The organism is Pseudomonas floridensis (assembly GCF_002087235.1).
In the GTDB taxonomy this organism is placed as follows: Bacteria; Pseudomonadota; Gammaproteobacteria; order Pseudomonadales; family Pseudomonadaceae; genus Aquipseudomonas; species Aquipseudomonas floridensis.
Window position 1 is genome coordinate 24329 of sequence record NZ_MUIO01000044.1, and the last position, 22478, is coordinate 46806.

Below are 22478 nucleotides of genomic sequence, written 5' to 3' on the forward strand. Positions count from 1 at the left end.
TTTCCTCAGCAGACTGTGGAGAACAACAATAATGAGCCAACCTTTGCGTTTTGCCCTCAACCGAATGGTTGCACCGCACCTGCCGCTGACCGGATTCCTCGACCTGGCGGTCAGGCTGGGCAGTGATGCCATCGAGATTCGCAACGACCTCAAAGGCGTCGAGACCGAGGACGGCTCGCCCGCACACCAGGTGCGGGAACAGTGCGCGGCCAAGGGCGTGCAAGTGCTGTCGATCAATGCGCTGTACCCGTTCGATGTCTGGAACGAGGAGCGTCGCGTGCAGGCGACGCAGCTTGCGCAATACGCACGCGATTGCGGTGCACAGGGGTTGGTGCTTTGCCCGCTCAACGACCGTGCCGACCCGCGCAACAGTGCCCGGCGTGCCGCCGGTCTGCGTACTGCGTTGACGGCGCTGGGACCGATCCTGCGCGAGCATGGCCTGTTGGGTTTCATCGAGCCGTTGGGGTTCGAGGAGTGCTCGCTACGCCTCAAGCGCCAGGCTGTCGAAGCGATCCGCAACGTTGGCGGGCTGGATGTGTTTCGTCTGGTTCACGACACTTTTCACCATCATCTGGCGGGTGAAGTCGAGTTGTTCCCGGAGCTGACGGGCCTGGTGCACATTTCCGGTGTCGAGGATGCCGAGGCCCCGCTCAACAGCATTCGCGACGGCCACCGGGTACTGGTCGGCGAAGCGGATATTCTGGGTAACGCGGCGCAGATCGGGCGATTGCTGGGGGGTGGCTATCGCGGCTATTTATCCTTCGAGCCTTTCGCCGACAGTGTTCATGCGCTGGACGACATCGAGCACGCGGTATCGGCGAGCATGGCGCATCTGTCCCAAAGCGTTTCTCCGGTCTGACGATCCCAGGAGCAACTCCCGCAACATGGCGGTGCAATCAACGACACCTTCCACCTCAAACAACAACAAGGTGCAAGCATGAGTACCACCCGACTGACCATGGCACAGGCTCTGGTGAAGTTTCTCGATAACCAGTACGTCGAAGTCGATGGCGTGCAGAGCAAGTTTGTCGCTGGCGTGTTCACCATTTTTGGTCACGGCAACGTGCTGGGTCTGGGCCAGGCACTGGAGCAGGACAGCGGCGATCTGGTCGTCCATCAGGGCCGCAACGAGCAGGGCATGTGCCACGCGGCGATCGGTTTTGCCAAGCAGAACCTGCGGCGCAAAATCTACGCCTGCACGTCGTCCGTCGGGCCTGGCGCGGCCAACATGATAACGGCTGCGGCCACGGCGTCGGCCAATCGCATTCCGTTGTTGCTGTTGCCCGGCGATGTCTACGCCAGCCGCCAGCCGGATCCGGTGTTGCAGCAGATCGAACAGTTCCACGACCTGAGTATCAGTACCAACGACGCGTTCAAGGCTGTCAGCAAATACTGGGACCGGATCAATCGTCCGGAGCAGTTGATGAGCGCAGCCCTCAATGCCATGCGCGTGCTGACCGATCCGGCCGAAACCGGTGCGGTGACGCTGGCGCTGCCGCAGGACGTTCAGGCCGAAGCCTGGGACTACCCCGACAGCTTCCTGAGCAAGCGCGTGCATCGCATCGACCGTCGTCCGCCCAGCAAGGCCATGCTCGACGACGCGCTGACGCTGCTCAAGGGCAAGCGCAAGCCGATGCTGATCTGCGGTGGCGGTGTCCGTTATTCCGGCGCCGCACAGGCGTTGCAGGCGTTCGCCGAGCGTTTCGCCATTCCCTTCGCGGAAACCCAGGCGGGCAAAAGTGCCATCGTTTCGGCACATCCATTGAACCTGGGCGGCATTGGCGAGACCGGCACGGTGGCGGCCAACCGTCTGGCAAGGGAAGCCGATCTGATCATTGGCGTGGGCACCCGCTACAGCGATTTCACCACCGCGTCAAAATGGCTGTTCCAGAACCCGGACGTGCAGTTTCTCAACCTCAACGTCGGCGCGTTCGACGTGCAGAAGCTGGACGGCGTGCAAGTGCTGGCGGATGCGCAGCTCGCCTTGCAGGCGCTGACGGAAAGCCTGCAGGCTTCAGATTACCGGGCGGCCTGGGGCGATGCACCGCGCGCTGCCAAGGCCGAGCTGGATGCCGAGGTCGACCGGCTCTACGCCGTCGAATATCAGAACCAGGACTTCGTCCCGGAAATCAACGACCACATGGACCCGGCGGTGTTGCGCGAATTCATCGAGCTAACCGGGTCTTGCCTCACGCAAAGCCGGGTGCTGGGTATTCTCAACCACAACCTGCCCGAAGACGCGGTGATCGTTGCCGCCGCGGGCAGCCTGCCCGGTGATCTGCAACGCGCCTGGCGCAGTACCGGCGTGGACACCTACCACGTCGAATACGGTTACTCCTGCATGGGTTACGAGGTCAACGCCGCATTGGGCGTGAAGCTGGCCCAGCCGGACCGTGAAGTGTTCGCGCTGGTAGGGGACGGCTCCTACATGATGCTGCATTCGGAGCTGGCCACCTCCATCCAGGAGCGGCGCAAGATCAACATTGTGCTGCTGGACAACATGACCTTCGGGTGCATCAACAACCTGCAGATGAACAATGGCATGAACAGTTTCGGTACCGAATTCCGGTTTCGCAACGCGCAGACCGGCCAACTGGACGGCGACTTCGTGCCGGTGGATTTCGCCATGAGCGCAGCGGCCTACGGCTGCAAGACCTACAAGGTCAGCAACGCCGAGCAGTTGCACGAAGCGCTGCTCGACGCGCAACGCCAAAGCGTCTCGACGCTGATCGACATCAAGGTTCTGCCCAAGACCATGATTCACAACTACCTGTCGTGGTGGCGGGTCGGTGTGGCCGAGGTCTCGATCAACGGTGCTGCCGAGCAGGTTCACCAGCAACTCACCCGGCAACTGGCCAAGGCCCGCCAGTATTGATTCCACACTTTTGTGCAGACCGTCTTCGAACAAGAACAATCATTCATACAGGACAGTGAAATGACTTTGAAACTAGGTGTGATCGGTACAGGCGCAATCGGTCAGGATCATATCCGGCGTTGCAGCCGAACCCTGCTCGGCAGTCAGGTGGTGGCGGTCACCGACATCGATCTGGTGCAGGCGGCCAGGGTCGTCAGTGATCTGGGCATCAGCGCCGAGGTGTACAGTGACGGCCACGCGCTGATCGCCGCGCCGGATGTGGACGCGGTGCTGGTCTGTTCCTGGGGCGCGACCCACGAAGAATATGTGCTGGCCGCCATCGCTGCGGGTAAACCGGTGTTCTGTGAAAAGCCGCTGGCCGTGACCGCGGCCGGTTGCCGCCACATCGTCGAAGCTGAGATTGCCAGCGGCAGACGTCTGGTACAAGTCGGTTTCATGCGCCCGTACGACCAGGGTTATCGTGCGCTGAAGGCGGTAATCGACAGCGGTCAGATCGGCGAGCCGCTGATGCTGCACTGTGCGCATCGCAACCCCAGGGTTGGCGAGAACTACAAGACCGACATGGCGATTACCGACACCCTGATTCATGAGCTCGATGTGCTGCGCTGGTTGCTCAACGATGACTACGTATCGGTGCAGGTGGTGTTCCCGCGCAAGACCAGCAAGGCACTTTCGCACATGCGTGATCCGCAGATTGTGATGCTGGAAACCGCGCGCGGCACCCGCATCGATGTCGAAGTCTTCGTCAATTGCCAGTACGGCTATGACATTCAGTGCGAAGTGGTCGGCGAGACCGGTATTGCGAAACTGCCGGAGCCTTCGCAAGTGCAGCTGCGTAGCCAGGCCAAGTTGTCCAATGCGATTCTGATGGACTGGAAGGACCGCTTCATTGCCGCCTATGACGTCGAGCTGCAGGCTTTCATTGATGGGGTCAGTGCAGGCACTATCAACGGCCCTTCGGCGTGGGACGGTTATTGCGCTGCGGTCGCCGCCGATGCGTGCATCGAGGCGCAGGGCAGTGGAGCGATCGTACCGGTCAATCTGGAACAGCGACCCGCGTTCTACCGCTGACCAGTGTCTGTGCGACGCACATGTCGGCCAGGGCCTACGTTTTTTGACTATTGCTGGACAGGAGAAAGCCATGCGAGCAGGACTGGTGGGCTACGGCAAGGGAGGGCGTTACTTTCATGCGACGCTGCTTTCGAGTCTACCCGGCGCAACCTTCGTGGGCGTGGTGACGCGTTCGCCCGAGCGCAGGCAGGAAGTGGCCGGTGATCATCCTGGCCTGGCCACGTTCGACACGCTGGCTGATCTGGTCGCTGCCGGAGTTGATGTGGTGGTGATTTCAACGCCGCTGGCGGCGCGACCGGCCTTGATACTGGAGGCCATCGAACTGGGCGTCGGCGTGGTCAGTGACAAGCCGTTTGCCAACGATGCCGCGCAGGCACGAATGCTGGTCGAAGCCGCCGAGCGGCGTGGCGTTCTGCTCAGCGTTTATCAGAATCGACGCTGGGATTCGGATTTCCTTACCGTGCGCAAGTTGATCGACAACCAGGTACTGGGCGCGATCAGCCGCTTCGAGTCGGGCATCGAGCGCTATTCGCCACGCTCGGTCGGCAAGGCCAGTGGCGGTGGCGTGCTGCGTGATCTGGGCAGCCATCTGGTGGATCAGGCGCTGGTGCTGTTCGGGCCGGTGGATCGGGTGTATGCCGAACTGCAGTTCGCCGCTCCAGACGATGAACTGGATCACACGTTCTTCGTCTCACTGACCCATGCCAGTGGTGTGGTTTCCCACCTGTCCGGCAGTTGCCTGCAGAACACCCCCAAGCCACGCTTCCGGGTCAGCGGGTCCCAGGGCTGCTACAGCGTCGAAGGACTGGACGGTCAGGAAGCAGCGGCCTTCGCCGGGCTGACGCCCCGTTCAGAAGGCGAGCGCTGGGGCGTGGAGGAACACCGGCGCTGGGGCTGGTTCGAACAGGGCGATCATCGCGAGAGGGTGCCGTCCGAGCGTGGCTGCTGGCTGGAGTTCTATCGCCAATTGCAGGACGCCTTTGAGGGTCAGGGGGCTTTACCGGTGGACGCGAAGGATGCGGTGGCTTCTGCAGTGGTCATGGACGCGGCGCGGTTGAGCGCTCGTCAGGGATGTGTCGTGGTTCTGTAACGATTCGAGCCACCAGTGCGCATTTGGTTAGCCCGGCACCCTCAAGGGCGTCGGGCTTTCTTGCATTCAAGGAACGGCAGAAGAAAAAACAGAATAAATTCTAAAACCAGTTGAATTGGAAAATATTTTCCAATAGAGTCTTTTTCAGGTTACCGACTATCGAATCATCCGGGCTGTCAGACGCGTCTGAACATCACCGGGGACACGCCAACAAAAACAAGATAGGTACTGTCGATGAAAACCCCCAGCCCTGACGCTCGCGCCAACCGTTTTGTTCCCTCTGCATTCTGGATCCGGCTCATGGAGCGATTCCTGACCGTCGTCGCGCGTGGCATGTGCGTGCGCCACAAGGATGCGCTGCTGTTCTGCATTCCCGGTGCAACCGGCGTTCGTTTGCCGGAATAACGCGCTCTACAGCTTCATTGCTACGTCTTTACCAAGTCCGAACAACAACAAGAATTTGGAGACAGACCCTCATGAAGACCCCGATTCGCTTCACCTCTCTGGCCCTTGCGCTGATGCTGGGCAGCGGAGCCGCCCTGGCCGATGTCAAGGTTGGTGTAGCCATGTCTCAGTTTGACGACACCTGGCTGACTTACCTGCGTGAGGACATGACTGCCAAGGCCAAGACCATGCCCGATGGCGTGACCCTGCAATTTGTCGATGCCCGGGCCGATGTGAACAAGCAACTCGACCAGGTGCAGGAACTGATCGGCAAGAAAGTCGACGCATTGATCGTCAACCCGGTCGACACGGCGGCCACCGCCAGGATCACCAAGATAGCGGTCGCTGCCGGTATTCCGCTGGTGTACGTCAACCGCCGTCCGGATGATCCGAAGCTGCCGGAGGGCGTCGCAACTGTAACGTCCGATGACATGGAAGCGGGCCGCCTGCAAATGCAGTACATCGCCGACAAGATGGGTGGCAAGGGCAGTGTAATGATTCTGCTGGGCGATCTGGCGAACAATTCCACGAAAGGCCGGACCGATGGCGTAAAGGAAGTTCTGAAAAAATACCCGAACATCAAGATCGACCAGGAGCAGACTGGCACCTGGCTGCGTCAGAAAGGCATGGACCTGACCAACGACTGGATTACTCAAGGCAAGGAATTCAACGCCGTACTGGCCAATAACGACGAAATGGCGATCGGTGCCGCGATGGCCCTGAAACAGGCTGGCATCAAGAAAGGCACCGTGTTCGTGGCGGGTGTCGATGGCACGCCCGACGGGCTCAACGCCGTGAACAGAGGCGACCTGACCGTCTCGGTTTATCAGGACGCCAAAGGGCAGGCCAATGGCGCAGTGGACGCCGCAGTGAAAATGGCCAAAAAGGAAAAGCTCGAGTCCCAGGCCATTGTCATTCCGTACCAACTGATAACGCCTGAAAACGTCGTTTCTTTCAAATAAAAACAGCCGACGGGTCCGGTGGCCTTCGGGCCATCGCCTGTCGCTCGAGGAGCTTGTCACCATGTCCGGTTCAGCTACTGCCACCACGCCCGTCAAGCGCGACTCGTCTTCCGGTAGTGCAGGTCACGACGCCTCGCAGCCCCAGCCGCCTTACCTGCTGGAAATCAGCAACATCAGCAAGGGGTTCCCCGGCGTCATTGCGCTCAATGATGTGCAACTGCGAGTCCGCCCCGGCAGCGTGCTGGCGCTGATGGGTGAGAACGGTGCCGGTAAATCGACCCTCATGAAAATCATCGCCGGCATCTATCAACCCGACGCCGGTGAGATTCGTCTGCGCGGCAAGCCGGTCACGTTCGACACGCCGCTGGCGGCGCTGAAGTCCGGCATCGCCATGATCCACCAGGAACTCAACCTGATGCCGTTCATGAGCATCGCCGAGAACATCTGGATAGGCCGCGAACAACTCAACGGCCTGCACATGATCGACCACCGGGAAATGTTTCGCTGCACCGCCGAATTGCTCGAGCGCCTGCGCATCAAGCTTGATCCGGAAGAGCTGGTGGGCAATCTGAGCATTGCCGAGCGGCAGATGGTGGAGATTGCCAAGGCGGTGTCCTACGACTCCGACGTGCTGATCATGGATGAACCGACGTCGGCGATCACCGAAACCGAAGTCGCGCATCTGTTTTCGATCATTGGCGACTTGCGAGCGCAGGGCAAGGGCATCGTTTACATCACGCACAAGATGAGCGAGGTGTTCGAGATCGCCGATGAGGTGGCGGTGTTTCGGGACGGCTGCTACATCGGCCTGCAACGTGCCGAGAGCATGGATGGCGACAGCCTGATCTCCATGATGGTGGGCCGCGAGCTGACCCAGCTGTTTCCCGAGCGTGAAAAACCGATGGGTGATTTGCTGCTTTCCGTGCGCGATCTAAGGCTGGACGGCGTTTTTCAGGACGTTTCGTTCGACCTGCACGCTGGCGAGATTCTCGGGATTGCCGGGCTCATGGGCTCCGGCAGGACCAACATTGCCGAAACCCTGTTCGGCATCACGCCCAGCGATGGCGGGGAAATCCATTTTGATGGCGCGGCGGTGCGCATCGCAGACCCTCATCAGGCCATCGGCCTGGGATTCGCGCTGCTGACCGAGGACCGCAAGCTGACCGGGCTGTTTCCCTGCCTTTCCGTGATGGAAAACATGGAAATGGCGGTGCTGGCCAATTACGCCGGTAACGGTTTCGTCAAACAGAAGGCCTTGCGCGCACTTTGCGAGGACATGTGCAAGAAACTGCGGGTCAAGACGCCGTCGCTGGAGCAGTGCATCGACACCCTGTCCGGCGGCAATCAGCAGAAAGCCTTGTTGGCACGCTGGCTGATGACCAATCCCCGAGTGTTGATCCTCGACGAACCGACACGCGGCATCGACGTCGGGGCCAAGGCCGAGATCTATCGGCTGATCTCGCTGCTGGCCAGCGAAGGCATGGCAGTCATCATGATTTCATCGGAGTTGCCTGAGGTGCTGGGCATGAGCGACCGGGTGATGGTCATGCATGAGGGCGAAATGATGGGCATTCTGGCGCGCGGTGAAGCGACCCAGGAAAACGTCATGCATCTGGCGTCCGGCCATCGGGTCCAGTGACTACGCAGGACCGGCCTTTCGACGAACGCCAGAACAAGAACAAGAGGGTAGACACCATGAGCAACGCAATCCTGCAGAACAAACCGGCGCTGTCGCCGACCAAGAGCAAACGACGACTGCCGACCGAGCTGAGTATTTTTCTGGTGCTGATCGGCATCGGCCTGATCTTCGAACTGTTTGGCTGGATCGTCCGCGACCAGAGCTTCCTGCTCAATTCGCAGCGGCTGGTGCTGATGATCCTGCAAGTGTCGATCATCGGTCTGCTGGCGATCGGTGTGACGCAGGTGATCATCACGACCGGCATTGACCTGTCGTCAGGCTCGGTGCTGGCCCTGTCGGCGATGATTGCCGCAAGCCTTGCGCAAACCTCGGATTTCTCCCGCGCCGTATTTCCTTCGCTGACCGATCTGCCGGTCTGGATACCCGTCGTAGTCGGCCTTGGGGTCGGATTGCTGGCCGGTGCGATCAACGGCAGCATCATTGCCATTACCGGTATTCCACCCTTCATCGCCACGCTGGGCATGATGGTGTCCGCTCGCGGTCTGGCGCGTTTCTACACCGAAGGCCAGCCGGTCAGCATGCTGTCGGACTCCTATACCGCGATCGGTCAGGGGGCCATGCCGGTGATTATCTTCCTGGTGGTCGCGGTGATCTTTCACATCGCGTTGCGTTACACCAAGTATGGCAAGTACACCTATGCCATCGGCGGCAACATGCAGGCAGCGCGTACTTCCGGGATCAACGTCAAGCGCCATCTGGTCATTGTCTACAGTATTGCCGGACTGCTGGCCGGGCTGGCCGGCGTGGTCGCATCGGCGCGGGCCGCCACCGGTCAGGCCGGCATGGGCATGTCCTATGAGCTGGACGCCATCGCCGCGGCAGTGATCGGTGGCACCAGCCTGGCCGGCGGCGTAGGGCGTATCACCGGCACCGTGATCGGTGCGCTGATTCTCGGCGTCATGGCCAGCGGGTTCACGTTCATCGGCGTGGACGCCTACGTTCAGGACATCATCAAGGGGCTGATCATTGTCGTGGCGGTGGTGATCGATCAGTACCGGAACAAGCGCAAGACCAAACGCTAAAACACGCGATGCGCACATAAGGGCCTGTCAGGCCCTTTTGTGCGTTATAAGGAAGCTGGAACCGATGGGGGTTGCGCCGGTCAGACCCTCATCGAACCGATGGCAATAATGGTTTGGTGCCCGTTTTTCAGGGGCGATCCCGCAATTGTTGCTCAAAATGCCTTCAATTGTGTTGCCGAGTGCGCGAGGCGGCCTTAGACTGCCGCCCCTCGTAAATTGAGTGCCTGGTGGCGCTTGGAGATCATGGCGCTTGTACGGCAACGTTGAGCCGCTCCTCAATGCACGTTTTTTTATAGAGAAATCAATGACAAAGGAAAAGTTGCTGGCCATGCCGGCCGATGACTACATGAACGCCGAGCAGCACGCTTTCTTCGTCGAGCTGTTGCAGAACATGAAGGTCGAAATCCACGAGCGAATCGAGCAAAGCCGCATTGCCATCGAGAGCCTGGATACACCTGCAGACCCTGCCGACGCTGCTTCGGTGGAAGAAGAGCGTCACTGGCTGGTCAACGTGATCGATCGTGATCAGCGCATGCTGCCTCAACTGGAAATGGCGCTGACGCGTATCGCCGAAGACACCTTTGGCTGGTGCGACGACAGTGGCGAGCCTATCGGCCTGAAGCGCCTGTTGATCAGCCCGACGACCAAGTATTGCATCGAAGCGCAAGAGCGCCACGAGCAGATCGACAAGCACCAGCGTCAGGCCTGATTCCGAGGCGCAAGCCTGAATCAGCTCAGTGCGTAATGAACCGGGAGGCCTTAATGGCCTCCCGGTTTTGTTGTGCCTGCAATTTATTGACGTGAATCTCGTCCATTACCACTAATGGCTCATGGCACATGGCCGGTTTCTGTCGTTTAATGAGGACAAATAACGATAGGTAACAACCTGGGGTGACGCAGCATGACCGAGCACGTATCCGTGGCAAACCGCTCCTGGGTCCCTGTCGTGCAGAGCATCGCGCTTTGTCTGATGCTGGCGGCAATCGCCTTCGCCAGTCTGTCTGTCTATTTCGCTATACCGATTGCCCTCTTGCTGATCTGGCTGCCGCGTCTGCTGCCCGCTCACACCGCGCAAGGCCTTGCCGAGCCTGATGATAATGCCCTGGCGCGGCTGACACAGGATCTGTCCCGTACCACCAGCCATAACGCGCTGTCGGCCGCGCAAGTAGCGTTTTCCGTCCGCCAGTTGGCGGGTAAGGTGCAATCGCAACTCGATGCGGCGGAGCAGGTCGTCAGCAGCGCCGACGTCATGATCGCTACCGAGCAACAGACTGCCCAATTGAGTCGCCAGGCACTCAGTGCCGCCAGTCAGGCTAGACAGCGCAGTGATGCCGGCAGCGCGGTGTTGAATGAATCCATCCAGCGCATGCACCGGCTCAGCCAGGGTGCGGTGGACAGTCGCGAGTTGATCGAAGCGTTGAACCAGCGCAGCGAAGAAATCCAGCGGGTCACGCTGGTGATTCAGTCCATCGCCAGCCAGACCAATCTGCTGGCGCTCAATGCTGCCATCGAAGCTGCCCGCGCGGGCGAGCACGGCCGGGGGTTCGCCGTGGTCGCCGATGAAGTGCGCGGACTGGCCGGGCGTACCGCGAGCGCAACGCAAGAGGTCGGGCAAATGGTTGCCGACATTCAGCAGCGCACCTCGCAGGTTGTCGAACAGATTCGCCAACTGTCTGCCGACCTGAACAGCGGCGTGGAGCAAGTGGAACTGACCGGCCAGCACCTTGAAAATATCGCCCGGCTGGCGGTTGAGGTGGAGAGTCAGGTGGGTGAAATTGCTCATGGTGCCCAGACCAATCAGGACCAGTTGGCGAGCCTGTTCACGGCCGTCGAGCGCATGCGCAGCGATCTTGCAATCAGCGATGAGCAGACCCGCCATCTGGCCAGGTCCGCAGTGCAGATGGAAGGGCAGGCCGAAACCATCAGCCAGCGCCTGGCGCAGGTCGGACTGGACGATTATCACCAGCGTATCTATGACCTCGCCCGAGAGGGTGCGCAGCAGATCGCGGCAAAATTCGAGGCCGATATCGAGCGCGGGCACGTCAGCCTCGACGATCTGTTCGACCGCCAGTACAAACCGATCCCCAATACCTCGCCGACCCGTTTCACCACTCGTTTCGACCGCTACACCGATCAGGTCCTGCCCGCAGTGCAAGAGCCGCTGCTGTCGCGTCATGAAGGCCTGGTGTTCGCCATCGCCTGTACACAACAGGGCTACGTGCCGACACATAACAACGCATTCAACCAGCCCTTGACCGGCGACCCCGCCGTGGATAACGCGCGCAATCGCAGCAAGCGCAAGTTCGACGATCGCACCGGCATCCGCTGCGGCAGCCATCAGCAGCCGGTGTTGCTGCAAACCTATACCCGCGACACGGGTGAGCTGATGCACGATCTCTCCGTGCCGATCATGATCAAGGGCCGACATTGGGGCGGTCTGCGACTGGGTTACAAGCCAGAAGGCGGAGCCTTGAAATAACAGAGGGTCTGTTAGTGGTTGAAGTTAGTTCAAATGCTGCGCACTCAATCTGAATGGATTGAATGATGTAGACAAGTACGTGCTGTGTGAGGTTTTTGAACTTCAGCAGTTAACTGTGCTGGGTTTTATATTGTAGGAATGTTCCGAAAATTCTTTCCGTGCCTTGACTGTTTGCGACTGCTGAGCAAGCTATTTGAATCAACGTAATAATTTGTTGATTTAAAGGCGACCTTCACAGGGTTGCATCTAAGGACGGAAATAATATGAAAGATACAGGGAATGTGAGCAACGCCAGCGTCGTTTCGGATGCGGCTTTATTGCAGGTGACAGTACGTGCGGGAATATTCTTCGACGGAACGGGAAATAATCGTCTCAACAGTCGAGTCGGAGCTGATTGTCAGGCGCTCATGGAGGTCAATGGCGATCGTCACATCAGAGAGTGCGCAGGGCGGCATGCGGACCCCGGAAGTAGCTACAGCAATGATTTGACCAATATTGCCAGGCTTGTCGAACTTTATCGCGATCAGCGGGTTGCGGTGAATGATGGTTGTGGGTTGCGCGTTTACTGGCCCGTGTATGTCAGTGGCGCAGGGACGACCTCCGGTGGCCGGGATTCACTCTGGCCTGGCCAGAGTTTTGGTCGTGGTCTCACGGGGGTTGTGGCCAAGGTCGAGCGGGCTGTCAGAAAGCTGGACGCGTGCTTCAGGACGTTTGCGCAGGACAATCCCGGCTGCGTCATCAAGGCGATTGAACTGGATGTATTCGGCTTCAGTCGCGGCGCTGCGTCCGCTCGGCATTTCGTCAACGAGGTGCTCAAGCAGTCCGGGGGTCTGCTAGGGCCGGTACTGGCAAGCAGAAAGGTCCCGGTGAGCGACGGCTTCAGCTGGAAGGCCGATAACGTTCTGATCAAGGTGATCGGCCTGTTCGACACGGTCGCTGCCATTGGCAGTTTCAAGGACCTGGGCAATGTCAGTGATTCGGTCAATCGACGCGTGAATCTCTACCTGCCGCCGGGGTGTGCCCAACAGGTCTTGCACCTTGTCGCTCGAGATGAGTTGCGGCGCAATTTTGCACTTAACAGCATCCGGCCGGTGTGGCCACGCGAGATCGTGCTGCCCGGAGCGCACGCAGACATTGGCGGAGGCTACCTGCCGCAGATGGAAGAGAACGTGCTGTTGACGCGACCACGGATGACCACGGTATACGGCGATGATCCAGAAGTTGCCACATCGGCATGGCTGCAAGCACAGGCCGAACTGGACAGCATGGACTCGTCACGCTGGATCGATCCGCTGGACACGCAGGCTTCCCTGCAGGTGCGCGCGTGCGAGGATCAATACCGGCCGCGAAGCAGGGCGGCGTTGGGCGGTCGTTCAACAATCGTGGCCGTCACCCTGCGACGTTTAGTGTTCGGACATCTGTCACGCGTGTATTTGCGTGTCATGCACGCGCTGTCCTGCGATGAGGGCGTACCGTTCGGGGCTGTGCCAACTGATCAGGAATTTGCTTTGCCCCCAGAGCTTGAAGGGATTGCGCGCAAACTGACCGACTACGCTCGAGGTGGGCCGTACGACTTGAGCGAGCATGAAGAACAGATCTTGCGCTGGCGGTACATTCACCGCTCCGCGCACTGGAATGCTGCGATTGGCAAGCTGGGCAGCATCAGCGATGCGGTGTTCGTGCACGCGCCGGAAGTTGGCGGGAGAGTGCTGCATCCTAATATCGGTCAGTCGGGCTATCCGCAGTAGCCGGGCCTATTCAGAAGATGCAGGCCAATGATGCCTGCATCTTCTGTCCGGTCAGGCAGGGTTGTGCAGCAGCACGTTCAGTTCGTCGACTACGGGAGCCCATTCCGCATCTTTGCGCAGTTCTTCCTGAAGAAAGGCCGCCTGCTGAGGGGTCCAGAAATCAGCGTCGATCAGCTTGACGCCGTCTGGCAGCCGGTGGGCAGCAGCGAATGCATCGATACTTGGTTGATCGTTCTCCAGACCCAATTGGGTAAACAGACCTGGCAAATCGGGGTTGGGCAGTTCCATGTCATCTCCTCGACGAGGGCAAGCCCCGTGCTGTCAGTGGTCCTTCATCGGAGTCACCGACACGGGCAAGAGTTCGATGGATTTTGCCGGCGAGGTCATTCAGCCTTTTTCATGCGCGAGGCAAGTGCTATGTTTGTTCAGGTACCGAGCCATTTTTCAAGGCCACGGCACGTCTCACGCAACCCTCCGGCGAACGCTGTGTCTTCCTTCTTCCGAAGGTGGCGCGTGTGCGACATCGTTTGTACAAAAGGTATATATCCCGTTGACGCCGTGAGCCGGTAGAATCCGTCGCCAGCCTGCACAGGGTTCGTGGTGGCCGGTCCGGCACCCCGCAGTGCAGCGCGTCAGCAGGTCTTGGCCGCGCCATGCGGCAACACGGATGAACGACTTTCAACTGCCCGCATACCGGGCAGCATCATTTATCACGTTTGAGGGTTTGTACTTTGGCTGTAAGCAACCTGGATACCCATGCGTTATTCGTGCTCGGCGATTTGCGGGCACAGTTGGTCAAGCAGTTTCAGTCACGTTTTGTCTATGTCACCGAACAATCGGCCGAAGGCATTTATATCGCAGAAATCGACACTGAAACAGCACTGGTGGTCGATGACAAACCGCGCCTTGAGCTCAAGGTTGGCGATCATTTTCGCGCCTCCGTGTTGCCGAGTCGTGAAGGCGGCAAACTGGAAATCAGGTTTCGTGAAATCAAGCTGACCGTCTATGGTCTGGGTGACTACGCATTCATCGACACGGCCGAAGGTCATGGCATCGTGTTCAGAGAGTCTCACACGGTCTTCATGGTCTTCGCCGCCAGCGAACAGCTTCAGGCTGGCATGAGCAAGACATTGAAAACCGCAGTCGGCAAGGCTGCCAAATGGCGCAAGGGCGAACTGACGTTTAAGGCCAGCGAGTAACACCGGTATTTTTTGCCGGTTCAGCCTCCGGCAGACTCGCCCTCTGTACGCCCGCCGCTGACTTCCGGCGGCACATCATCCCCGGCCATGCGTTTGCGGAACAATGCGGTTCGCGCCAATAGCAGGGTGGTGACCGGGACGGTGATTGCCAGCAGGACAGGAATCAGCCAGGCATGTATCACCGGCTCTGACTTTAGCGCGGAAAAATAGACGATCGACGCCAGTGCCACGCACCAGGCACCGAGCGTCGAGGCCAGGGCCGGCGGGTGCATGCGCTGGAAAAAATCTTTCAGGCGCAGCAGTCCCAGCGCGCCGGTCAGGGTGAACAGGCTGCTGGCAACCAGTAGCACAGCAGTGAGCACTTCAGCCCAGAAGGGTACGTCAGTCGGTAACGCTGTCATTCGATGACTTCTCCGCGCAGCAGGAATTTGGCCAGGGCGAACGAGCCGACGAAGCCGAACAGGGCGATTAGCATGGCGGCTTCGAAATAGGTGTCGCTGGCGTAGCGGATGCCGAGTACCAGCATCATCAGCATGGCTGTGATGTACAAATAGTCCAGCGCCAGCACACGATCCTGGGCAGACGGTCCCTTGAGCAGCCGGATCAGCGTGATGACCATGGCCAGCGCAAAGATCAGCAGACTGATCAGAATGGCATTGTCGAGCAGGGCACTCATTGGAAGATCTCCATCAAGGGGCGCTCATAAGTGGTTTTGAAGTGCTCGATGAATTGCGCCTCGTCTTCCAGATCGAAGACGTGCATCAGCAGTACGCTGCGATCCAGCGCCAGCTCAGACCAGACCGTTCCAGGCACCACCGTGGTCACCATCGCCAGTGCGGCGAGACCGTGGGCGTCATGCAGCTCAAGCGGCACACGCACGAAAGCCGAGCGCGGCGGACGACGCTTGAGTGTCCACACGCTCAGGCCGACCTGAACATTGGAGACCACCACATCACGTCCGATCATCAGCAGAAACTTGAAGATCGTACCCGGTTTGCGGATACGTACCGGCAGCGGCCGCAGCGGTGCCATCAGCAGCGGGGCGAGAAATCCCAATACCGCGCCGAGCAGCAGATGGCCCGGGCTTACCGACAGGTTCAGCACCAGCCAGAGCACCCACAGCGCCAGCGAAAACAACGGTGCAGGGAGCAGGCGTTTCATGGTTGGACCTCCGGCGCACCGGCATTGCTGGCAGGGCCAGGCACCGGTCGTGCAGCCAGCACCGACTGCACGTACTGTTTGGGTTCATGCAAGGCCGCTGCGGTGTCCTGGGTATAACGCAGCAACGGTTCGGCCTTGAACGTCAGGGCCACGCATAGGCCCAGCAGAATGATGATTGGCAGGCATTCGTTGCGACGCAGGATGGGCGATGGACGCTCGTAGGGTGTCCAGAAGCGCTGGGTGCCCAGCCTGGAGAACGCGATCAGCGATGCCAGCCCGGAAAAAATCAGCAGGCTGATCAACATCCACGACGGTGTCGATAACGCCTCGTCCTGCGCGACGTCCAATCCGAGCGGATTCATCAGTGCGCTGAGCAGCGTCAGCTTGCCGATGAAGCCTGACAGCGGCGGCATGCCGATGATCAGCAGCGCACTGATCACGAAACTCAGCCCCAGAAAGGCCATGGTGACCGGAATGACCTGACCGACCACGACTTTCTGCTGTTCATCCAGGTTGGTGCCGGGTGGCGGATGCAGCGACTCAAGCGCACGAGGCAACTGGTCGGCGTCTTCCTCCAGTGGAATCTCGTTGGCCGAACGCGAACGCTCGATCAGTTCGGCCAGCAGGAACATCGCACTCAGCGCCAGTGTCGAGCTGACCAGATAGAACAGCGCGCCGGAGGTCAGGCTGGGTTGCGCAAAGCCGATCGCCGACAGCAGGATGCCGGCCGATACCAGAATGCTCAGGCTGGCCATGCGCTCCAGGCGCTGCGCAGCAATGATCGCGATGGCCGCAGTGACGATGGTTGCCATGCCGCCGTAGATCAGCCAGTCGCCACCGAAGAACGCCGACGCGCCCGCCTGGCCCGAAAACAACAGTGTCCACAGGCGCAGCAGGGTATAGACGCCGACCTTGGTCATGATGGCGAACATCGCCGCCACCGGCGCGCTGGCGGCGGAGTAGGCGGGCACCAGCCAGAAGTTCAGCGGCCACATGCCTGCCTTGGCGAGGAAGGCGGTGGCCAGAATCGCCGCGCCAGCATGGAGCAAGCCCTGATCGGCCTCGGACACCTGCGGAATCTTTATCGCCAGGTCGGCGAAATTCAGCGTGCCGGTGACGCCGTAGATCAGCGCAGCGCCAATCAGAAACAGCGAGGACGCCAGCAGGTTGATGGAAATATAATGCAGACCCGCCGTGACCCTCGCTCGCCCCGAGCCGTGCAGCATCAGACCGTAGGATGCGGCCAGCAGTACTTCGAAGAACACGAACAGGTTGAACAGGTCGGCGGTCAGGAATGCGCCATACAGGCCCATCAACTGAATCTGGAACAGCGCATGGAAACTCGCCCCTGCCTTGTCCCAGCGAGCGAGGGCGAACAGCAGCGCGCAGACCCCGACAATACCGGTCAGCACCATCATCAGGGCCGACAGGTGATCCACGACCAGCACGATGCCGAACGGTACACCCCAGTTGCCTGGCAGGTAGACGCCGATGGAACCGGTACTGCCGGTTTTTTGTACCCAGAGAAACAGCACGATGGAAATGCCCAGCCCGAGCATGCTGGACAACAGGTTGATGCGTCCCTTGAGGGAACGGTGTTTCTCGCCCAGCCAGAGCATCAGGCCGGCGGTCAGCAGCGGCAAAAGAATCGGCGCGATGATCAGTTGGTTCAGCCAGCTCATGCCTTGGGCTCCCGGCCATCAACGTGGTCGGTGCCGGTCAGGCCGCGTGACGCCAGCAGGACCACCAGAAACAGCGCGGTCATAGCGAAACTGATCACGATGGCCGTCAGCACCAGTGCCTGGGGCAGGGGATCGGTGTAGTTGAGCAAGTCCTGAGGCACGCCGTCCTTGATGATCGGCTCGCGACCGATGAACAGGCTGCCCATGCTGAAAATGAACAGATTCACGCCGTAGGACAGCAGGCACAGCCCCATCACGACCTGAAAGGTCCTTGGCCGCAGCATCAGCCAGACACCCGAGGCGGCCAGCACACCGATGGCGATTGCGATGACTTCTTCCATCAGAGGGCTCCTTGCGGGTTGGCGACAGGCTTGGGCAATGGGGTCGGGCGATGGCTGCGCACGGACTGGTGAGCCAGTGCGGTGAGGATCAGCAGCGTCGCCCCAACGACGACGGCGTAGACGCCGACATCGAAGAACAGCGCGCTGGCGAAGTGAATGTCACCCAGGACCGGCAGGTGCAAGTGGGCTGTGTGGGTAGTCATGAACGGGTAACCCAGCGCCATGGAACCTGCTCCGGTCAGCACCGCGCACAGCAGGCCGGTGCCCATCCAGCGCAAGGGGCGCAGGCTCATCTGGGCTTCGACCCACTGCGTGCCCGCCACCATGTATTGCAGGATGAACGCCACGGACATCACCAGGCCGGCGACGAAGCCGCCGCCCGGCTGGTTATGACCGCGCATGAACAGATACATCGACACGATGAACGCGATCGGCAGCAGCAGGCGCACCAACGCGGCCGGCACCATCATGAATCCGAGCGCCGTGTCGCTGGCGCTGCGCGGGTTGATCAGGTCGGTGACCACATCGCGGGCCAGCAGGCGCTGTTGCGCAGGCAGCGGGATACTTTCCTTGGGCGGACGGAAGCGGCGCAGCAGGGCGAACACTGTCAGGGCCACCGCCGCCAGTACGGTGATCTCGCCGAAGGTATCGAACCCGCGGAAATCCACCAGCATCACGTTGACGACATTGGTCCCGCCGCCTTCCGGCAGGGCGCGGCTCAGGTAGAACGACGAAATGGCGTTGGGGGTCTGGCGGGTCAGCATGGCGTAGGACAGCGTCGCCATGCCCAGGCCGACCATGACGGCGAGGATGAAGTCGCGAATCCTGCGGGTCCGTGCCCGCAGGCGCGTGCTGATTGCCGCGACTTCTTCGCTGCGGCGCGGCAGCCAGCGCAGCCCCAGCAGGATCAGTACGGTGGTGACGACCTCCACCACCAGCTGGGTGAGCGCCAGGTCCGGTGCCGAAAACCACACGAATGTGATGCAGGTCATCAGTCCGCAAACGCTGACCATTACCAGTGCCGCCAGACGGTGGTACTTGCCCTGCCATGCCGCGCCGAGGGCGCAGACAATTGCGATCAGCCAAAGGGTCACGAATACCCCGGAACCCGGAATCTTCGGACGATCGCCCCAGGTCAGACCGCTGAAAAACATTGGAATGAAACCGCCCAGCACTGCCGCCAGTACCAGCAAAAACAATTGCGGCTGCAACCGGCGCGTGCTGACCTTGCGCTCGAAACGTCGCGCCCAGTGCATCACCACCACCAGACTGCGCTCGAAGAAGCGTTTGCCGTTCAGACGTCCCACCAGTGGCGGCACCGGGAAACGGTCCTTCTTCAGTGAGTTGCGCAGCAACAGGTACAGGAGGATGCCACCGGCCATCGCGACCAGGCTCATGATCATCGGGGCGTTCCAGCCGTGCCAGATCGCCAGGCTGTATTCGGGCAGCGTGCCCCCGACGACTGGCTGCGCCGCAGCGGCCAGCAGCGGGGCGACCGATTGTGAAGGGAAGATCCCGACGATCAGGCAGGCCAGTACCAGAAACTCGACCGGCGCGCGCATCCAGCGTGGCGGTTCATGCGGCAGGTGCGGTAGATCCTTGGCCGCCGGACCGAAAAACACATCGACGGTGAAACGCAGGGAGTACGCCACGCTGAACACGCCCGCGATGGTCGCCACCACTGGCAGGGCGATCTCGACCCAGGCGGTCGCGGAAATGAACACCGTTTCTGCGAAGAACATTTCCTTGGACAGAAAACCGTTGAGCAGTGGTACGCCCGCCATCGACGCACTGGCGACCATCGCCAGCGTGGCGGTGTAGGGCAGCAGTTTTATCAGCCCGCTGAGGCGCTGGATGTCTCGCGTCCCGCTCTCATGGTCGATGATGCCCGCAGCCATGAACAGCGAGGCCTTGAAGGTGGCATGGTTAAGGATGTGGAAGACCGCAGCGACTGCCGCCAGCGGGCTGTTCAGGCCCAGCAGCAGGGTGATGAGACCCAGGTGGCTGATGGTGGAATAGGCCAGCAGACCTTTAAGGTCATTCTGGAAGATCGCAGCATAGGCACCGAGAATCAGGGTGCAGGCGCCAGCACCGCTGACGATCCAGAACCACTGTTCGGTGCCTGACAAGGCCGGCCAGAGACGTGCCATGAGAAACACACCGGCCTTGACCATGGTTGCCGAGTGCAGATACGCCGACACCGGAGTGGGGGCGGCCATCGCGTGAGGCAGCCAGAAATGGAATGGAAACTGGGCGCTCTTGCTCAAGGCGCCGATCAGGACCAGCGTCAGCATCACCGGGTACAACGCATGGGCACGAACCGCGTCGCCGGAAGCCAGTACGCGGTCCAGGTCGTAACTGCCGACGATGTGACCCAGCATCATCATCCCCGCCAGCAGCGCCAGCCCGCCTGCGCCGGTGACCATCAGCGCCATATAGGCGCCGCGTCGGGCGTCGGCGCGATGGTGCCAGTAGCCGATCAACAAGAACGAGAAGACGCTGGTCAGTTCCCAGAAGAACACGATCTGAATCAGGTTGCCGGACATGACCAGCCCGAGCATGGCGCCCATAAAGGCCAGGAAGAAGGCGAAAAAGCGCGGCACCGGATCATCCGGCGACATGTAATAGCGCGCATACAGTGACACCAGTGCGCCAATTCCCAGCACCAGCATCGAAAACAGCCACGCGAAGCCATCGACCCGCAGCACGAAATTCAGTCCCAGGCTGGGCAGCCAGACATATTCCTCACGAATGACCCCGCCGTCTGCGATCTGCGGAAACCACAGGGCCATCTGCACAGCGCCAATCAGGGCGACAAGACCGGCAAGAAGGGATTCCGCGTTACGCGCATTGTGCGGCAAAAAGGCCGCCAGACAGCTGCCGATGAAGGGCAGAAGCAGTAGAACTATCAGGGACATAGGCTTCTAATCTGCAGGGAAATATCAAGCATCATACGTGCCAGAGACTTCGATACCAAAGGGACAGTTTTTCAAATTCTGTACAAAAAGTGTCTGGCAGCGCCGTGTCAGCCATCTTCACAGGGATTGATGTCAGTTGCAGCGTCAGGGTGCGCCTCAGTCCGCTTCTTCCACGCCTTCCCGTTCCACGTCCATCCGATCGACCGGTACCGGGCGACGCTTCATCTCGCTCACGATCACGCCCATGACGATCAGCGCGGCGCCCAGCAGGGCGATACCCGGCAAACGCTCGCCAGCCAGTCGTCCGACAATGCCTGCCCACACGGGTTCACCCGCGTAGATCACGGTCGCGCGGGTTGGCGAGACACTTTTCTGCGCCCAGTTCATGGCCACCTGAATCACTGCGCTCATCACGCCCAGGCCGATCGCGATGAACACCAGCGTCCAGGAGAAATCCGGCAGGCGCTCCTGGGTGGGTACGATCATCAGAAATGCCAGAAACGAGGCGGTCGCCAGTTGCACGACCGTGACCCGGCGCACATCGACCTTGCCCGCGTAGGCACTGATCAGAATGATTTCAGCGGAAATGGCTACGGCACTGATCAGGGTCGCGATCTCACCGGAGCTCATGTGCAGCGAGGTGCCCTGCGGATCGGAGAGCAAGATCAGTCCGGTAAAGGCCAGCACGATCCCCAGGCTTGGCATCAGCCCTGGACGTCGCCCCAGCACCAGCCATTGCAGCAGCGGCACGAAAGGCACGTAAAGCGCGGTAATAAACGCCGACTGACTGCTGGGAATGGTTTGCAGGCCGATGGTCTGCAAACCGTAGCCGAGCATGATCGCCGTGCCGATCAGTACACCGGCCTTGAGTTCGACCAGCGTCAGCCCGCGCATCACTTTCATGGAACACAACGCAACGATAAGGGCCGCGGCGGCGAAACGCAGACCGACGAAGAACATTGGCCCACTCACAGTCATGGCGTATTGCACGAGCAGAAACGTTCCGCCCCAGAGCATGGTGATGAAAATGAGCACGGCTTCTGCCTTGCTGATACGGGGTGTACGGCTGATAGACTTCATGTCGGATCCAGATCCCACGGCCTTGCTTGTGACAAGAGGGTCGACACACAATGGCGTCGCAAAAGTGTGCAGTATAATGCGCAACTGGTTCAGATGAGCACTCCCATGGATAAAGAAAATTCCCAGCGCGCGCCGGTATTGCAGCATGTCAGTCAGAACGTGCGCCGCCTGCGCAACGCTGCCGATCTGAGTCAGACCGCGTTGGCAGAAAAGTCCGGTGTCAGCCGGCGGATGCTGGTGGCCATTGAGGCCGGAGAAAAGAACGTGAGCCTGGCGACGCTGGACCGCGTGGCCGAAGCGCTGGAAGTAGCGTTCAGCGACCTGATTCAAGCGCCCGATGTTCGTGATCACAGCCGTATCAATGAACTGGCCTGGGCGGGTACGATTCAGGGCAGCAAGGCTGTGCTGCTGGCCAAGGCCAATGCCCGGCGGGAAGTCGAGCTGTGGGAGTTCTGCCTGGCACCGGACGACCTGTATGCAGCCGACGCCGACCCCGAAGGCTGGAGCGAGCAGGTCTATGTCGTGGAAGGGCACCTGATTATTCGCTTTAGCGACGCGGTCGCGCCACGGCATGTCGGGCCCGGCGAGTTCTACATGTTCCCCAGCAGCCAGCCGCACCGCTATTGCAACGAAGGCACCGTCACGCTGCGCTTCGTGCGCAACGTGGTGCTGTAAGCTTCCAGTCCCACTCACGCGGCACCAGTGCG

21 protein-coding genes are annotated in these 22478 nt (G+C 60.3%); 13 read left to right on the forward strand and 8 right to left on the reverse strand.

Annotation, left to right across the window (positions count from 1 at the left end):
- The first annotated feature begins 31 nt into the window (after positions 1-31).
- The 11 genes from BZK31_RS12890 to BZK31_RS12935 all read left to right on the forward strand — a co-directional run bounded on the left by BZK31_RS12890 (position 32) and on the right by BZK31_RS12935 (position 13390).
- Positions 32-859 carry a TIM barrel protein gene (locus tag BZK31_RS12890; protein WP_083183286.1) on the forward strand — a complete coding sequence of 276 codons (828 nt, stop codon included), beginning with the start codon at positions 32-34 and terminating at the stop codon, positions 857-859.
- Positions 860-937: 78 nt separating this feature from the next.
- Entirely contained in the window at positions 938-2875 is a 1938-nt protein-coding gene (gene iolD, locus BZK31_RS12895) for a 3D-(3,5/4)-trihydroxycyclohexane-1,2-dione acylhydrolase (decyclizing) (RefSeq protein ID WP_083183289.1), read from the forward strand.
- Between the two features lie 60 nt (positions 2876-2935).
- Positions 2936-3946, forward strand: coding sequence for a bifunctional inositol 2-dehydrogenase/D-chiro-inositol 1-dehydrogenase (iolG, locus tag BZK31_RS12900; protein WP_083183292.1), 1011 nt, complete (start codon positions 2936-2938; stop codon positions 3944-3946).
- 70 nt (positions 3947-4016) lie between these two features.
- The gene (locus tag BZK31_RS12905) at positions 4017-5036 is read left to right on the forward strand and encodes a Gfo/Idh/MocA family protein (protein ID WP_083183294.1); all 1020 of its coding nucleotides are present in this window, start codon (positions 4017-4019) and stop codon (positions 5034-5036) included.
- 234 nt (positions 5037-5270) lie between these two features.
- Positions 5271-5441: a hypothetical protein gene (locus BZK31_RS29435; protein WP_157900729.1), complete on the forward strand. Its 171-nt coding sequence runs from the start codon at positions 5271-5273 to the stop codon at positions 5439-5441.
- A gap of 71 nt (positions 5442-5512) precedes the next feature.
- Entirely contained in the window at positions 5513-6442 is a 930-nt protein-coding gene (locus BZK31_RS12910; protein ID WP_083183297.1) for a sugar ABC transporter substrate-binding protein, read from the forward strand.
- 61 nt (positions 6443-6503) lie between these two features.
- Positions 6504-8081, forward strand: coding sequence for a sugar ABC transporter ATP-binding protein (locus tag BZK31_RS12915; protein ID WP_083183303.1), 1578 nt, complete (start codon positions 6504-6506; stop codon positions 8079-8081).
- 56 nt (positions 8082-8137) lie between these two features.
- The gene (locus tag BZK31_RS12920) at positions 8138-9163 is read left to right on the forward strand and encodes an ABC transporter permease (RefSeq protein WP_083183307.1); all 1026 of its coding nucleotides are present in this window, start codon (positions 8138-8140) and stop codon (positions 9161-9163) included.
- Between the two features lie 304 nt (positions 9164-9467).
- Complete coding sequence (locus BZK31_RS12925) at positions 9468-9872, forward strand: TraR/DksA family transcriptional regulator (protein ID WP_083183310.1); 405 nt, start codon at positions 9468-9470, stop codon at positions 9870-9872.
- Positions 9873-10412: 540 nt separating this feature from the next.
- Positions 10413-11642, forward strand: a complete 1230-nt coding sequence (locus tag BZK31_RS12930) for a methyl-accepting chemotaxis protein (protein ID WP_425273297.1) — start codon at positions 10413-10415, stop codon at positions 11640-11642.
- Positions 11643-11905: 263 nt separating this feature from the next.
- The gene (locus tag BZK31_RS12935; protein ID WP_083183314.1) at positions 11906-13390 is read left to right on the forward strand and encodes a phospholipase effector Tle1 domain-containing protein; all 1485 of its coding nucleotides are present in this window, start codon (positions 11906-11908) and stop codon (positions 13388-13390) included.
- A 51-nt stretch (positions 13391-13441) separates the two neighbouring features.
- Here BZK31_RS12935 and BZK31_RS12940 read toward each other — a convergent pair whose 3' ends face one another.
- Positions 13442-13678, reverse strand: coding sequence for a DUF2789 domain-containing protein (locus tag BZK31_RS12940; RefSeq protein ID WP_083183316.1), 237 nt, complete (start codon positions 13676-13678; stop codon positions 13442-13444).
- 443 nt (positions 13679-14121) lie between these two features.
- Between BZK31_RS12940 and BZK31_RS12945 the strand changes: the two genes are divergently transcribed.
- A complete protein-coding gene (locus BZK31_RS12945) occupies positions 14122-14589 on the forward strand; it encodes a hypothetical protein (RefSeq protein WP_083183318.1) in 468 nt (155 codons plus the stop codon).
- A 20-nt stretch (positions 14590-14609) separates the two neighbouring features.
- Here the strand turns inward: BZK31_RS12945 and BZK31_RS12950 are convergent, their stop codons facing one another.
- The 7 genes from BZK31_RS12950 to BZK31_RS12980 all read right to left on the reverse strand — a co-directional run bounded on the left by BZK31_RS12950 (position 14610) and on the right by BZK31_RS12980 (position 21771).
- Entirely contained in the window at positions 14610-14990 is a 381-nt protein-coding gene (locus BZK31_RS12950) for a Na+/H+ antiporter subunit G (protein ID WP_083183320.1), read from the reverse strand.
- Entirely contained in the window at positions 14987-15265 is a 279-nt protein-coding gene (locus BZK31_RS12955; protein WP_083183322.1) for a K+/H+ antiporter subunit F, read from the reverse strand. Before BZK31_RS12955 ends, BZK31_RS12950 begins: the two co-directional genes overlap by 4 nt.
- Complete coding sequence (locus tag BZK31_RS12960) at positions 15262-15750, reverse strand: Na+/H+ antiporter subunit E (protein ID WP_083183325.1); 489 nt, start codon at positions 15748-15750, stop codon at positions 15262-15264. Before BZK31_RS12960 ends, BZK31_RS12955 begins: the two co-directional genes overlap by 4 nt.
- Positions 15747-17432 (reverse strand): monovalent cation/H+ antiporter subunit D, encoded by a 1686-nt coding sequence (locus tag BZK31_RS12965; RefSeq protein WP_083183327.1) that lies wholly within the window; start codon positions 17430-17432, stop codon positions 15747-15749. The genes BZK31_RS12960 and BZK31_RS12965 overlap by 4 nt, the downstream gene beginning before the upstream one ends.
- Positions 17429-17773, reverse strand: coding sequence for a Na+/H+ antiporter subunit C (locus BZK31_RS12970; protein ID WP_004883771.1), 345 nt, complete (start codon positions 17771-17773; stop codon positions 17429-17431). Before BZK31_RS12970 ends, BZK31_RS12965 begins: the two co-directional genes overlap by 4 nt.
- Positions 17773-20691: a monovalent cation/H+ antiporter subunit A gene (locus BZK31_RS12975; protein ID WP_083183330.1), complete on the reverse strand. Its 2919-nt coding sequence runs from the start codon at positions 20689-20691 to the stop codon at positions 17773-17775. Before BZK31_RS12975 ends, BZK31_RS12970 begins: the two co-directional genes overlap by 1 nt.
- A gap of 156 nt (positions 20692-20847) precedes the next feature.
- Positions 20848-21771, reverse strand: a complete 924-nt coding sequence (locus tag BZK31_RS12980; protein WP_083183332.1) for a DMT family transporter — start codon at positions 21769-21771, stop codon at positions 20848-20850.
- A gap of 105 nt (positions 21772-21876) precedes the next feature.
- On the opposite strand from BZK31_RS12980, the gene BZK31_RS12985 reads away from it, so the two are divergent.
- Positions 21877-22446 carry a helix-turn-helix domain-containing protein gene (locus tag BZK31_RS12985; RefSeq protein ID WP_083183335.1) on the forward strand — a complete coding sequence of 190 codons (570 nt, stop codon included), beginning with the start codon at positions 21877-21879 and terminating at the stop codon, positions 22444-22446.
- The last annotated feature ends 32 nt before the right edge of the window (positions 22447-22478 follow it).

What these genes read in the sequence shown, in the direction of transcription:
- BZK31_RS12925 (WP_083183310.1), top strand. Translation starts at nt 9,468, where the DNA reads ATGACAAAGGAAAAGTTGCTGGCCATGCCGGCCGATGACTACATGAAC.
- BZK31_RS12910 (WP_083183297.1), top strand. Translation starts at nt 5,513, where the DNA reads ATGAAGACCCCGATTCGCTTCACCTCTCTGGCCCTTGCGCTGATGCTG.
- BZK31_RS12930 (WP_425273297.1), top strand. Translation starts at nt 10,413, where the DNA reads ATGATCGCTACCGAGCAACAGACTGCCCAATTGAGTCGCCAGGCACTC.
- BZK31_RS12960 (WP_083183325.1), bottom strand. Translation starts at nt 15,750, where the DNA reads ATGAAACGCCTGCTCCCTGCACCGTTGTTTTCGCTGGCGCTGTGGGTG.
- BZK31_RS12935 (WP_083183314.1), top strand. Translation starts at nt 11,906, where the DNA reads ATGAAAGATACAGGGAATGTGAGCAACGCCAGCGTCGTTTCGGATGCG.
- BZK31_RS12940 (WP_083183316.1), bottom strand. Translation starts at nt 13,678, where the DNA reads ATGGAACTGCCCAACCCCGATTTGCCAGGTCTGTTTACCCAATTGGGT.
- BZK31_RS12970 (WP_004883771.1), bottom strand. Translation starts at nt 17,773, where the DNA reads ATGGAAGAAGTCATCGCAATCGCCATCGGTGTGCTGGCCGCCTCGGGT.
- BZK31_RS12985 (WP_083183335.1), top strand. Translation starts at nt 21,877, where the DNA reads ATGGATAAAGAAAATTCCCAGCGCGCGCCGGTATTGCAGCATGTCAGT.
- BZK31_RS12975 (WP_083183330.1), bottom strand. Translation starts at nt 20,691, where the DNA reads ATGTCCCTGATAGTTCTACTGCTTCTGCCCTTCATCGGCAGCTGTCTG.
- BZK31_RS12965 (WP_083183327.1), bottom strand. Translation starts at nt 17,432, where the DNA reads ATGAGCTGGCTGAACCAACTGATCATCGCGCCGATTCTTTTGCCGCTG.
- BZK31_RS12915 (WP_083183303.1), top strand. Translation starts at nt 6,504, where the DNA reads ATGTCCGGTTCAGCTACTGCCACCACGCCCGTCAAGCGCGACTCGTCT.
- BZK31_RS12890 (WP_083183286.1), top strand. Translation starts at nt 32, where the DNA reads ATGAGCCAACCTTTGCGTTTTGCCCTCAACCGAATGGTTGCACCGCAC.
- BZK31_RS12955 (WP_083183322.1), bottom strand. Translation starts at nt 15,265, where the DNA reads ATGAGTGCCCTGCTCGACAATGCCATTCTGATCAGTCTGCTGATCTTT.
- BZK31_RS12905 (WP_083183294.1), top strand. Translation starts at nt 4,017, where the DNA reads ATGCGAGCAGGACTGGTGGGCTACGGCAAGGGAGGGCGTTACTTTCAT.
- iolD (WP_083183289.1), top strand. Translation starts at nt 938, where the DNA reads ATGAGTACCACCCGACTGACCATGGCACAGGCTCTGGTGAAGTTTCTC.
- iolG (WP_083183292.1), top strand. Translation starts at nt 2,936, where the DNA reads ATGACTTTGAAACTAGGTGTGATCGGTACAGGCGCAATCGGTCAGGAT.
- BZK31_RS29435 (WP_157900729.1), top strand. Translation starts at nt 5,271, where the DNA reads ATGAAAACCCCCAGCCCTGACGCTCGCGCCAACCGTTTTGTTCCCTCT.
- BZK31_RS12980 (WP_083183332.1), bottom strand. Translation starts at nt 21,771, where the DNA reads ATGAAGTCTATCAGCCGTACACCCCGTATCAGCAAGGCAGAAGCCGTG.
- BZK31_RS12950 (WP_083183320.1), bottom strand. Translation starts at nt 14,990, where the DNA reads ATGACAGCGTTACCGACTGACGTACCCTTCTGGGCTGAAGTGCTCACT.
- BZK31_RS12920 (WP_083183307.1), top strand. Translation starts at nt 8,138, where the DNA reads ATGAGCAACGCAATCCTGCAGAACAAACCGGCGCTGTCGCCGACCAAG.